The following is a 12,335-nucleotide window of genomic DNA, read 5'->3' as shown; positions in this document are numbered from 1 at the left end:
AGTGTCGATTCGGGCGTCTGCTGTCGATCAGCACGTCGACGATCTCACCGGACACTGCCGGAACTGACTGTCTGTCACCGCCGCGAATGGTTTGAGCCACAGACAGAAAGGGGCGCGTGTGAGAAATGACCCGTTGCTGCTTCACGATTCCTTAGCTGTCCGTCCATTCGAGCAGCCTGCCGCAGATCGCGCGTGGTGATCGCACTTGTACCGCGACACGGGAGCCGACTCTCATCGCACTCGCAAATCGAGCAAGAGTTGCTTACTCGTCTTCAGAGATCTAGTACTGCAGACGAACTGGATCAAGTGATTCTCCTGCTTCAACTCCCTTCTCGGGTATACCAACGAAGGTCGGCGCTGGCACCCTCTGAGGAACTATTTTGATATCAACGATCTCAAATGATCGGGCTGGGCAACGTGTGATGTCAATTACAGGCGCCTGCCGTCGCGACCTACATTACCGACGGTGGACCGAGGGTCGGTCGTCGCACACGATCCTCGGGCGAAAGACTGAATTCCGCAAACTATTTCGATCCCTTCGAGTTCTCCCGCCACACAATGACTCGCCCCACGACCGGACGCACACGGCAGTCTGGATCAGACTCAACCTCAGAGGCCGTTTGACGGATATGAGCCTGGTCACATATTATTGCGACGTTCGGTCTTAAAAGAGGCATCGGCAGCGGCCCAGGCATCGGTTCCGACCAATTATGCAGCTACGGAGCCTATTAACTCTCGCACTGCGGTGACAAAGTAGCAATCGCGTCCGCAGTCCAGTTCGATGAAACCGCTCAACGTGGCCGCGCAGACCGGTCAATAACAGTCAAAAGACAACAGAACCCACAGCGCCAGCGTGATTACCCCGGACGAAACCCTCGATGTGATATGTGTTCGGCCGACGGGCTGGTTCACGGCCTTTGATCCCAGCGAGGAAGGGATCCCAACTGTCCTTCTGTTGAACTCCTAGGTCCCCAAAAACATTGTTCTCACGAAACAAACAACACTGGAGGTAGTGGTGGGTGTCGAGGTATCCGTCGAGGGACTGACCAAGTCGTTCGGACCACAGAGGATCTGGCAGGACGTCACGTTGACCCTTCCCGCCGGTGAGGTCAGTGCGCTGCTGGGCCCGTCGGGTACGGGTAAATCGGTGTTCCTGAAATCGCTGATCGGTCTGCTCCGCCCGGAACAAGGCTCGATCGTGGTCGACGGCACCAACATTCTCGAGTGCTCGAGCAAGGAGCTCTACGAGATCCGCAAACTGTTCGGTGTGCTGTTCCAGGACGGCGCCCTGTTCGGCTCGATGAACCTATACGACAACGTGGCGTTCCCGCTGCGCGAGCACACCAAGAAATCCGAATCCGAAGTCCGCAAGATCGTCATGGACAAGATGGAACTCGTCGGCCTGCTCGGGGCCGAGGACAAGCTCCCGGGCGAGATCTCCGGGGGTATGCGCAAACGCGCCGGCCTGGCCCGCGCCCTGGTGCTCGACCCGCAGATCATCCTGGTCGACGAGCCGGACTCGGGTCTGGACCCGGTGCGCACCACCTACATCTCGCAGACGTTGATCGACATCAACGCCGAGATCGATGCCACGATTCTGATCGTCTCGCACAACATCAACCTCGCCCGCACAGTGCCGGACAACATCGGCATGCTCTTCCGCCGGAAATTGGTGATGTTCGGTCCCCGCGAGGTGCTGCTTACCTCGGACCAGCCGGTGGTCAAACAGTTCCTCAACGGCACCATGATCGGTCCGATCGGGATGTCCGAAGAGAAGGACGAGGCGACCATGGCCGCTGAACAGGCGATGGTCGATGCCGGCCACCATGCCGGTGGTGTCGACGACGTGGAGGGCATCGTCCCGCAGATGAAGGCCACCCCGGGGATGCCGTTTCGGCAGGCCGTGGCCCGCCGGCAGGAACGCGTCCGCCGCATACTGCACACGCTGCCCGAGAGCGCCCAGATTGCGATCCAGGAAAGTCTCGACGAACACCAGCTCTACACCGACTTCGATTCCGCTACCGAGGAACTCGACGCCGTCGACGTCCATGACTGGAGTACGCCGTGACCGAACTCATGGCACGAGGGAGCCCGGCACCGGAACCCGACGACGACTGTCCGATGTAGAGAAACGAGCGAAAGATGTCCGACCCCTCCGCCATTATCGCGGCGATTGTGATCGCCGCCGGTGGCGCTGTAAGCAACACCGACCTGCCTCCCGAGGTGAAGGCCCCGGTCACCGATACCGTGGCCGCGATCGAGGAGGCAGCACCGGCCCTGGATCGGCAGGTCGGGGATGTGTTGGCCACACTTCCCGCCCCCGTACAGCAGTTCGCGCAGCAGGGTATCGACGATGCCGCGCAGAAGTTGTCCGGGGTGATACCCCCTGGACCTCTCACGCCCCCGCTGCCTGCCGCCGACACGTCACCACGCGCGGATTCTTCACCGGCGGGTCCCGAGCCGTCGGCCATCGGCGACGTCGCACCCGGTCCGGTCGACGCCGACGGTTCCGTCGGCTCGAACTGGGCGAGCACAAACTCCACCGACACCGTGTTTGCCGCACCGACCAGTAGTGTGCTGCCCCGCCTCACCTTCGCACCCGGTAACACCTTCGCCACCTTTGTGCCGTGGTTGACCAAAGCCGGAAAACTCTGCGACGGAATCACCGCGCCGACACTGGCAGCGCTCTATTCAGTGGAGAACGGGTTCCGCTACGGTCCCTCCGCTCCGGTCTCACCCGTAGGTGCCAAGGGGCCCGGACAGTTCATGGACGGCACCTGGCGCACCTACGGCAAGGACGCTGACGGCGACGGAACCGCCGACATTCTCGGCGTCGCGGACTCGGTGATGGCCTCGGGACACTTCCTGTGCGATCTGTACACCCAGATCGACGCGTGGAAGCAACGAGGTCGAGTGCGCGGGGACACACTCGACCTGGCGATCGCCGGATACAACGCGGGGGCCGGTGCCGTGCTCGCCTCCGGGGGCATGCCCTCCGGCAGCCCCGACTACGAGAACCAGACGAAACCGTACGTGGCGAAGATCCGTGCGGCCGAGGACTATTTCGCCCGGCTGCTCTCCCCCTTCGGCGGATCTGTCCTGTCGGAGGTGGGCGCGCGGGCCGTCGAGAGCGCCATGAACTTCCTCGGTCTTCCCTATGTGTGGGGCGGTGGCAACATTCACGGCCCCTCCCACGGAGGATTCGACTGCTCCGGCCTCACCTCGTACGCGGTATACACCGCGACGGCCGGCAAGGTCACCTTGCCCCGCACCTCCGAAACCCAATGGAACATAGGGGTCGAACGGCCCCTGTCGGAGGCTATGCCCGGTGACCTGCTGTTCGGGAACTGGGGACCGAATGGGCCGGGCCACGTCGCCATCTATGTCGGAAACGGGCAGATGATCCATGCTCCCACCACGGGTGATGTTGTACGAATCGCGGATATTTTCCCCGAGATGAAGGTCCGACGCATCGTCTGAGAAATTGCGCACGCCGCGGAGAGTCAATATTGCGATACCACTTAAATTATCCGCGTGTGTTCCGACAGGCTGGTACACAGTCGGTAGTCAAATCGAGGTCACCGGAAGCGCTGGCCCCGGATCGTCGGGCAATCACGAGGGTTAGGCGCCGGCACAATGAACAGAGATGAAGTGAGGGACCTACCGCTGGGCGGGCTCAGCACGGTCGCTGCAGCGTCGCGCCTGGGCGAACCGATTCGGCGGCGGCCGAACGTCTCGTTCGCCTCATTCGTATCCGCTCGCGCCCCAGCTAGCAGGAGCGAAGCTTTGCTCCAACGAACAGGGGCGCGGGATCGTGAATGAACTGCTGGAGTTGAGCGAGACGGATATGACATTGGTTCCCTTTGTGCCGGATGGTGTCGCCTCCCAGCTCGACTTGTGAGACAGTTAGGTTCCAAAAGACGAATGGAGTATGCCGTGCGAACACCTCGCGTGCGCGCAGCCGAAAGGAGTTCGATGACACAGACCGAGTCACGAAGCAGCACGCAGAAGCGCGGACGGCCCAAACTGGACATCGATCCCGACGCCGTTGCCGACGCTGTCGCGGAACTTTTCGCCGAGGGCGGGGTGGACGCAGTGTCCATGGTGGACGCAGCAGAGAAGCTCCAGGTGTCGCGGGCCACTCTGTACCGCACCGTGCCGACCAAGGAGCATTTGCTGGGTGTTCTCTTCGAAAGGAGTACGCGAGAGCTTACCGAGCGTGCACAGGCGGTCGTCGACACCCACGAACACGCCTGGGAACAACTGCATGGGCTGGTCCGAATTCTAGTGGACGCCGCTATTCGCATGCGCCGGTACATGCCGGTGTTCTTTGGCGGTGGCGACCTTCCGGGGGAGGTGTTTTTCTGGTGGCACAAATGGAGTCGCGACTTCGAGTCACTGTGGGTAGGGGTGGTGGCTGCTGCAATGCGGGAGGGCTACCTCACCGATGCGGATCCGCTTGTCACCGCTCGATTGCTCCTCGGTGAGTGTATCTGGGTCTCGCGGTGGTATCGACCTGCCGAATCCTACGACGTCGAAATCATCACGGATGCTGTGCTCAAGCTGTTGCCGCCCGTTCCCGGCAACCTGCCGCCCAAGCGCCGTGCCGCTCGTTCGCGCAAAGCTTCGGCGACGAAGCCGAATACCGATCGCTGACTTCACCGGGGACGAACTGCCTTGGCTACTCTCCTGGGCAGATCGAGTCGACTGTGTCCCTGGACTCGGACCGCACGACTGTCCCGACATCGTGCATAGCTGACCCGACAAGTCGTCCTCGGCCCGCTCGTTGATCGGCGGGTATGAGGACCATGGTCAACGACATGGTTAGCGCCGTCCCCGTGCCGCCATGCGCGACGACACCCACGGTCTGGATTCCCCGGGATCCGGGGCACACCGAGGTCTCGAGTCGGACTGGCAGGTAGGCCCGACCATGGAGCTGCGTGAAGAGACTGCCGGTAACGGAGATAAAGCCTTCGGGGGCCGCCCGTACGGCACTTGCGCCAGCGACGATGTCGGCGGCAGCCATGAGAAGAGCGTGCATGACCGAACCATCGGTTTCGAGCGGCAGCGAGACTCCACCGGTGGCGTCGAGAACGAACTCCGCACCATCCGAAGCGATATCGAGGCACTCTAGACCGATCGCCTCGAAGGTGGGCGTTTCGTTCACCCACCTGAGCCAGCTCGCCGTGGAAGCGTGCGGGCTCGGTGGCAATCGATGCGCCCGCAGGGATGAGGCACCCGATGCCCGGTTCATGTCGACGCCACGCCGGCGGATCCGGCCACCACCATGGTTCCCTGTGCACTCGCGCAGCGAATCCCCTCGGCGTCCCGAAAAAGCACCTCGATGAACTGCACCCTCCGGCCTCCCGGCAACTGTGAGACCACCATAGTGAACGGTGCGCGCACCGGCCGATGAAATTGCAGGTGAAGCGAGCCTGTTCGCGGCAGCGTTCCCGGTTCGCAGGACCGCGCCCCGACGACTCCCATTGCTTGATCAGCCATCGCAGCGACGGCGCCACCGTTCACCGCTCCATTCGGATTTGGAACGAAGGGGTCGCCTGCGACCTCGAAGACAGCCTCGCCGACTCGCAGGGCGGTGCACTTTAGTCCCAACGGCGCCAGGGTCGGCCATGCGTTCGCCCAGGACACCCACTCCGCGTCGGAAGCGTGGGACTGCGGAATGTCCGGAAAATTCCCGATTGCGTTGTTGTTCAACTTTTTTCCTGCCCTTCTCAAAGGTACGCTATTTTTGAGCTATACTGTCTTAATAATAGCGGAGGGGCATCAGTCAGGCCAACAGACCCGCGTGCACCGAAGATCATCCAAGGAGCCCACCGATGGAACACAGCTATACCGCCCTCACGGTCGATCAGCGGGTGGACGGTGTAACCGAAATACGCCTGAGCCGCCCGGAGTTGTTCAACCGGGTGGACGCGGTCCTGCATCGCGAGCTTGCCGATGCCGTCGAACGCGTCGGCGCCGACCAATCGGTGCGGGCCATCGTGCTCGGCTCGACCGGAAAGGCATTCTCCGCGGGTGGAGATTTCGATCTCATGCACGCCGCACACAAAGACCTGGGTGCGCGCCGCGCAATCGTCGATGACGGTCGTCGACTGTTGAATGCATTCGTGTCTGTGCCGCAACCTGTCGTCGTGGCCGTGCAGGGACCCGCAATCGGATTGGGCGCAACGATCGTGCTGCTCTGTGACGTCGTCGTCGCGGCCCGAACGGCATCGCTAGCGGACTCGCACGTGGCACTAGGCCTCGTGGCCGGGGATGGTGGCTGCCTGGTCTGGCCGCAAGCGGTCGGGATGGTGCGCGCTCGTCGTCATCTCCTCACCGGTGACCCCCTCGACGCCGAGACCGCCTTCGGTTTCGGAATGGTGACCGATCTGGTCGATCGCGCCGACGATGCACTTCCGACGGCACACGCTATTGCCACGCGGATTGCGCGGCTCGCCCCACTCGCGGTGCAAGGGACCAAGCGTGCTCTGAACCGAGTGACCCAGCAACGGGCCGGTGAGGTAGTCGATCTCTCCTTCGCCTATGAGGAGCACACGCTGGCGAGCGACGATCTCCTCGAGGGGATCGCGGCGTTCCAGGAACGCCGCGATCCCGAGTTCCGTGGTCGCTGACCAGGCCTCAGAGACCGAGGTCGGCGGCGATCAGGTCACGCGTGTCGGCGACCAGGTGCTGTTGTTGACGAAGGTACTGCGCATCGGCGAACGCGTGGGAAATGGGATATTCGCGCATATAGCCATATCCGCCGTGCAGTTGCAAGCCCCGGTCCACCACCTCGTCGTGCAGGGCGATCGCCTCCAGGGAAGCGGCCGCCGCGGTGGCGGTGCCGAGGCGGTCCTGGGATCGTGCGACCAGGGACGAGTCGACGAGCAACTGCGTTGCCGACAGTCGGGCGGCGACCTCGGCGAGCCGGTGGCGGGTGTTTTCGAACGTCGAAAGGGGACGGCCGAATACTTGCCGTTCGGCGACATACCGCAGTGTCATCGCGATCACCGACCGCGCGGACGCAGCCGCTATGACGGCCGACCACAGGTGGAGCGCAAGGACCATATCTCGCCACGCCTCACCGTCGAGGCTGTGACTTCCGACAGCGGCGAGATCGAGCGCGGTCATCGTCAGGTCGGCCTGTCCACACTCCCGGCCGCCCAGAGAGTCCGTCACCAGCGACCGGGACAGACCTGCGGCCTCGCCCGGCAGGAGCTCGAGACGCCGCTCTCCATCATGTGACACGCTGGTCAGGAAGATGCCCGCGCCGCGGCCACCGGCTACGCCGCCCACCTCTCCGTTGAGCACCGCACGGTGGTTCTCTACAGTGAGGCCGATCGGGGTCCCGGCCCCGATCGGGGCGCCCATCCGTTCTCCGGAAACCAGTGCTGGCACCCACGTCGTGCGCGCCTCCTCGCTTCCGTAGCGAAGAAGGACAGGCAGGACAACCCCACTGTGCAGGGCAAGTAGATGCGCGAGCCCGACGGCGCCGAGGGCCGCCGCTTCCTCGACAAGGACGACGACGAATCGCAGATCGTCCACCCCTCCCCCACCGAATTCCTCGGGCGCCGCGGTACCGAGAAGGCCCTGCTTTCCTGCCTTCATAAAGAAATCGTCGGGAATGCGACTTGCGGTACGCCATTCGTCGAGATGGGGTTCGGCTTCGGTTTGTAAGAAGTGTCGGACGGAGTCTCGGAAGGCCTCGTGGTCGTCGTCGAACACAGCGCGCGTAAACAGACTCATCTCAGGCTCGCTGATCGAAGCGGCGACCGAGGAACTCCGACGCGATGCGGGTGCGCTGGACTGCCGGCGTTCCACCGGCGATGGCCCAGTACTCCTCGGGTAGACCGAGAGCGAGTAGCCCCAACTCGGCAATCCGGCGTCGCTCCGCGGCAGGAAAGTGGGTGCGATCGGCATCCCGCTCTCTCGCCTTGGACGCGTACCAGTCCTGGGCGAACCTTGCGCGCCAGGTTTTGGATCTCTTGCTGTTCCTCGGTCAGCTCGATCATGTCGATCTCCTTCGGTCGGGTTCCGAGTGCGTCAACGGTCGGTCCAGGCCGGGTCGCGCTTCTCGACGAATGCCCGCGCCCCTTCTGCTGCGTCGGCGGACTGACGGACTGTGTCGGTATAGGGGCGCTGCCGGTCGAAGAGTTCGTCCTGCTGCCAATCCACGGACGCCTTGACCAGGAATTTCGCAGTCCGCACCGCCAGCGGGGCGTTGGCCGCGATCGCGGTCGCCAGCCGCACCGCCTCAGCACACGCCTCCCCCGGGGCAACCACGCGATTGACGACACCCAGCCGTTGGGCCTGTGCCGCGGAGATGGATCCGCCCGTCATGACCAACTCGAGCGCGATCTTCTGCGGGATGGCGCGCGGTAGCCGCAGCACGCCGCCCGCCGCCGCGACGAGTCCGCGCTTGACCTCCGGCAGGCCGAACTGAGCGTCCTCTGCTGCGACGACGAGGTCACAGGCCAGGGCGATCTCGAATCCGCCGCCGAGCGCTTTGCCCTCCACTGCCGCGATAAGCGGTTTCGCCGTTGCGCTTTCGCAGATTCCGAAGGCACCCCGACCCGCCACGATCGGCCGCTCACCGGTAGCGTTGAACGCCTTGAGGTCCATCCCGGCGCTGAAGATTTTCCCGGTACCGGTGAGTACAGCAGCACGGACGTCACTGCGCTCGTCGACCTTGTCGAGGGCGTGGGCGAGTTGCTGAGCGGTCTGGAGGTCGATTGCGTTGCGGACCTCGGGTCGGTCAATGGTGATGACGGCGATTCCGTCCTCCACCGTGAAGTCGACGGTGTCGGTCACCGGGGTGCCATTCGGATGGCGCCGTCGAGGCGGATGGTTTCCCCGTTCAACATGCCGTTGTCAACGATGGCCATGGCCAGGCGGGCGTACTCGTCGGCATCACCGAGGCGGCTGGGATGCGGCACCGTGGCCGCGAGCGAGCCGCGCACGTCGTCCGACAGGCGAGCAAGTAGCGGCGTGTCGAATGTCCCGGGGGCGATGGTGCAGACACGGATCTGCTTCGACGCGAGATCGCGGGCGGCGACGATGGTCATGCCGACGATGCCAGCTTTGGACGAGGCGTAGGGGATCTGCCCGATCTGACCCTCGAACGCTGCGACGGATGCGGTCAGGACGCAGACACCGCGGTCGCCGTCCCTGGGTTCGTTGGCCGCCATGCGCGCGGCGGCCAAACGTAGGACGTTGAAGGATCCGACCAGATTGATCTGCACGATCTCGGCGTAGGTCTCCAGTGAACCGGGAGAACCGTCCTTTCCGACCAGCCGTACCGGCCCGCCCCGACCGGCACAGTGCACCACAGCCCGGATCGGGCCCGCCTCTTCGGCGGTGTCGAGCACCGTGTTGATGGCGTCGGCGTCCCTTACGTCGGCGGGGACGAAGTGCACTCGCTCGCCCAGATCCTCTGCGACAGCCTTGCCGTCCGAGGACTCGAGGTCTGCGATCGTCACGGAGGCGGCGCCCTCCTGAAGGAAGCGGCGCACGGTGGCGAGGCCGAGGCCCGAGGCGCCGCCGGTGACGACTGCCGAAATTCCGTTGATTTCCATGGTTTCCTCGTTCTCAGAGTCGCTCGATGATGGTGGCGTTGGCCATGCCGCCGGCTTCACACATCGTGATGAGGCCGTACCTTCCCCCGGTGGCCTCGAGCCCGTGCAGCAAGGTGGTGAGCAGACGACCACCGGACGCGCCGAGTGGGTGCCCGAGTGCAATGGCGCCGCCGCGGGGATTCAACTTGGCCGGATCAGCCCCGAAGTGCTGCGCCCACGCCATCGGCACGGGTGCAAAAGCCTCGTTCACCTCGTACTGGTCGAGATCGTCGATGGTGAGGCCGGCGCGCTTGAGCACCTTTTCGGTGGCCGGGATCGGACCGGTGAGCATCGTGATCGGGTCATCGCCGGCTACGGCGAACGCGTGGAAGCGGGCCCGGGGGCGGAGGCCGAGTTGCTCGGCCTTCTCCTCCGACATGATCAACAAGGCGGACGCGCCGTCCGTCAGCTGCGACGAGTTACCGGGCGTGATGTGCCAGTCCTCGATTTCCGGAAAGCGTGCCACCATGTCGTCCGTCCGGAACGACGGCGTGAGCTGCGACAGCGTCTCGACCGTCGTCTGCGGCCGCACCGTCTCGTCCGCGTTGACGACGCTCCCGTCGGCCAGGGTGATGGGCACTATTTCGGTTGAGAGGTCGGTGCGCGCTGCGTTCTGGTGTGAGCGGGCCGCGAATTCGTCGATCGCCTCCCGGTCGAACTTCCACCGTGATGCGATTAACTCCGCCGAAACCCCCTGCGGGATCAGGCCGGGGGCGTAGCGCTCGGCGACCGACGGACCGAATGGATCCTGGCCGATCCGGGCGGTGAGCATGGGAATGCGGCTCATCGACTCGACGCCCGAGGCGATGGCGACGTCGTAGACCCCCGTAAGGACGCCCTGCGCGGCGAAGTCGGCGGCCTGCTGACTCGAGCCACAGGCCCGGTGCACGGTCACCGACGGCACACTCTCGGGCAGGCCTGCTGCCAGCCACGCCCATCGGCCGACCGGCCCGGACTGCTCACCCACCTGGCTCACGCAGCCGGTGATGACGTCGTCGACGATCGCAGGATCGATTCCGTTGCGCTGGACCAGCTCTTGCATGACCTGGCCCAGCAGCTCGACCGGGTGGAGCGAACTCAGCGCGCCCCCCGGCTTGCCATTCTTGGGCGCCCTGCCCTTGGCCATGGGCGAACGGACAGCATCAACGATGACGGCGGTGCGGGACAATGAAACTCCTCGGTCTGTGGTGTGCTAACGAATCAAGACATGGCCGCGACCAACGCCGCGGTGTCCCAGTAATACGCGCGAATCTCGACGACCTTCATGTCCTCGAATCGCCAGATCTCACAGGCGCCGGATGGCACCGGCTGGTCCGAACGCGGCGGGTACCAGTCGAAACGGAGGAGGGCGACTGCCCGGGCGCCGTTGCACACGATGTCCTCGACGGTCACAGTACGGGGGCCTACCGCGGCCTTGCCGGCTGCCATGCCGGTGAAGACCTTCCGCAGCGTCTGTGCGCCCTCGAGGCGTCCTCCATAGGGAAGTGAAGACGGGAACTCAACGGCGGCGTAGTCGGCGAAGCTCTCGTCGATCAGAGCTCCGAGGGCTTCGACATTGCGCTGATTGATCGCTTCGTAGAAGGCCTGAACGATGTTCACAGGCTGGATCGCGTTGATTGCGTGGGTTTCCGGCATCGCGCATTCCTCTCGTTACTTTTTGAACCATATCGTCTCATAAGTTGGGTCGCAACCATCCGTTCCGTAAACCGCCTGAGCCGACTCTCCTGCACACGACGAAAGGACCCCTGCGCGCGAACGGGCGCGTGTCACCTGGCCACCACCCCGATCGCCGTGCCAGGTCCCGCCAAGGACCAGCAGTTCGGGCCCCACTGCACGGCACAGCAGCATCTAGGGTAGTGAGCGATGACATCGACCTTGACGGCCCTGCGCCCCTGAGGAGCAACCATCTCGAACGCGCAGTCACCGGCAAGGCCCGAATGAATGCAGGTAACCATCAAGGCCAGGGGTGCGCCAAAATGACCCGCGGCTCTTCTGCGATGCCCGTCCATATGACGACCCGGATCTTCCCGAGGGCCACCTGTTCGACGGCATCCCTCCTTACAGCAGCGCCCGCACGAGAGTCCACGCGAGCGACTTCCGGGCACTAATCGATCAACAGGGGAAGGGGCATTTCCCTGGCGCCCAGGGCGCCCAGGCTTGCCCGCGCCATTCGCAGCAGCAGCTCCTCGGCGTCGCGAGCACGACGACCGGTTGGGGGCCTGAGCGCTTCGGACAGCAGAAGAAGCTGTAATCCTCGCGTAGCAGTGACGATCTCGTCACCGCTCGCCCTCGGATAAAGGCGGGTGAGGCAGTCGACCCAGCGCTGCGTGATATAGCGCTGCCGGCGATCGTGGTCCCGGCGATAGGCCTCGGCAAGGGAGCGCTGCTCGCGCACCCAGATTCCAGCCAACCTCTCGTGGCGAGTCGTCAGGTCCACGAAGGCCTTCAGTAACTTCTCGAGTTCCACCGCCGGATCGGGATCCGGGTCGCCGAGCCGTCGAAGCAAGGCTTCGACGGCTCGGGTGAACAGTGAGGCAAGGATCTCGTCTTTGGCCCGGAAGTGTGTGTATATCGCCGAGCCGGTGACCCCCGCCTCACGCCCGATCTCATCGACACTGACACCGTCAAAGCTTCGCTCGAAGAACAGCCGCTCGGCGGCATCGAGTATTTGCTGGTCGCGCCCCGCGGCGCGTTCCGTTCCGGGCATAGACGACCTCA

The 12,335-nt window shown here is 64.1% G+C and carries 13 protein-coding genes; 5 read left to right on the top strand and 8 right to left on the bottom strand.

What is annotated here, in order from left to right; genetic code table 11:
- Positions 1 to 1,015 precede the first annotated feature (1,015 nt).
- The 4 genes from HYG77_RS35310 (at position 1,016) to HYG77_RS35295 (ending at position 5,134) form a co-directional block, all read left to right on the top strand.
- Positions 1,016 to 2,068, top strand: coding sequence for an ABC transporter ATP-binding protein (locus tag HYG77_RS35310; protein WP_208964181.1), 1,053 nt, complete (start codon positions 1,016 to 1,018; stop codon positions 2,066 to 2,068).
- A gap of 74 nt (positions 2,069 to 2,142) precedes the next feature.
- Positions 2,143 to 3,480: a bifunctional lytic transglycosylase/C40 family peptidase gene (locus tag HYG77_RS35305; protein WP_208964180.1), complete on the top strand. Its 1,338-nt coding sequence runs from the start codon at positions 2,143 to 2,145 to the stop codon at positions 3,478 to 3,480.
- A 495-nt stretch (positions 3,481 to 3,975) separates the two neighbouring features.
- Positions 3,976 to 4,656, top strand: a complete 681-nt coding sequence (locus HYG77_RS35300; RefSeq protein ID WP_208964179.1) for a TetR/AcrR family transcriptional regulator — start codon at positions 3,976 to 3,978, stop codon at positions 4,654 to 4,656.
- Positions 4,657 to 4,846: 190 nt separating this feature from the next.
- Positions 4,847 to 5,134 carry a hypothetical protein gene (locus tag HYG77_RS35295; RefSeq protein ID WP_208964178.1) on the top strand — a complete coding sequence of 96 codons (288 nt, stop codon included), beginning with the start codon at positions 4,847 to 4,849 and terminating at the stop codon, positions 5,132 to 5,134.
- 116 nt (positions 5,135 to 5,250) lie between these two features.
- Here HYG77_RS35295 and HYG77_RS35290 read toward each other — a convergent pair whose 3' ends face one another.
- Positions 5,251 to 5,715 (bottom strand): PaaI family thioesterase, encoded by a 465-nt coding sequence (locus tag HYG77_RS35290; RefSeq protein WP_208964177.1) that lies wholly within the window; start codon positions 5,713 to 5,715, stop codon positions 5,251 to 5,253.
- A 122-nt stretch (positions 5,716 to 5,837) separates the two neighbouring features.
- On the opposite strand from HYG77_RS35290, the gene HYG77_RS35285 reads away from it, so the two are divergent.
- On the top strand, positions 5,838 to 6,635 hold the full coding sequence (locus HYG77_RS35285) for an enoyl-CoA hydratase-related protein (RefSeq protein WP_208964176.1): 798 nt from the start codon (positions 5,838 to 5,840) through the stop codon (positions 6,633 to 6,635).
- A 7-nt stretch (positions 6,636 to 6,642) separates the two neighbouring features.
- Here the strand turns inward: HYG77_RS35285 and HYG77_RS35280 are convergent, their stop codons facing one another.
- The 7 genes from HYG77_RS35280 to HYG77_RS35250 all read right to left on the bottom strand — a co-directional run bounded on the left by HYG77_RS35280 (position 6,643) and on the right by HYG77_RS35250 (position 12,324).
- Positions 6,643 to 7,749 carry an acyl-CoA dehydrogenase family protein gene (locus HYG77_RS35280; RefSeq protein ID WP_208964175.1) on the bottom strand — a complete coding sequence of 369 codons (1,107 nt, stop codon included), beginning with the start codon at positions 7,747 to 7,749 and terminating at the stop codon, positions 6,643 to 6,645.
- Between the two features lies 1 nt (position 7,750).
- Complete coding sequence (locus HYG77_RS40215) at positions 7,751 to 7,873, bottom strand: hypothetical protein (RefSeq protein ID WP_348273604.1); 123 nt, start codon at positions 7,871 to 7,873, stop codon at positions 7,751 to 7,753.
- 173 nt (positions 7,874 to 8,046) lie between these two features.
- The gene (locus HYG77_RS35270; protein WP_208964174.1) at positions 8,047 to 8,814 is read right to left on the bottom strand and encodes a crotonase/enoyl-CoA hydratase family protein; all 768 of its coding nucleotides are present in this window, start codon (positions 8,812 to 8,814) and stop codon (positions 8,047 to 8,049) included.
- On the bottom strand, positions 8,811 to 9,578 hold the full coding sequence (locus HYG77_RS35265; protein WP_208964173.1) for an SDR family NAD(P)-dependent oxidoreductase: 768 nt from the start codon (positions 9,576 to 9,578) through the stop codon (positions 8,811 to 8,813). Before HYG77_RS35265 ends, HYG77_RS35270 begins: the two co-directional genes overlap by 4 nt.
- A 13-nt stretch (positions 9,579 to 9,591) precedes the next feature.
- A complete protein-coding gene (locus tag HYG77_RS35260; protein ID WP_208964172.1) occupies positions 9,592 to 10,785 on the bottom strand; it encodes a thiolase family protein in 1,194 nt (397 codons plus the stop codon).
- 32 nt (positions 10,786 to 10,817) lie between these two features.
- Positions 10,818 to 11,252, bottom strand: a complete 435-nt coding sequence (locus tag HYG77_RS35255) for a nuclear transport factor 2 family protein (protein ID WP_208964171.1) — start codon at positions 11,250 to 11,252, stop codon at positions 10,818 to 10,820.
- A gap of 469 nt (positions 11,253 to 11,721) precedes the next feature.
- Positions 11,722 to 12,324 (bottom strand): TetR/AcrR family transcriptional regulator, encoded by a 603-nt coding sequence (locus HYG77_RS35250; protein WP_208964170.1) that lies wholly within the window; start codon positions 12,322 to 12,324, stop codon positions 11,722 to 11,724.
- Positions 12,325 to 12,335 lie beyond the last annotated feature (11 nt).

It is taken from the genome of Rhodococcus sp. ZPP, assembly GCF_017656075.1.
GTDB lineage: Bacteria > Actinomycetota > Actinomycetes > Mycobacteriales > Mycobacteriaceae > Rhodococcus_F > Rhodococcus_F oxybenzonivorans.
Note: the sequence above shows the minus strand (reverse complement) of the source record. Positions and strands in the feature narration are given on the sequence as shown.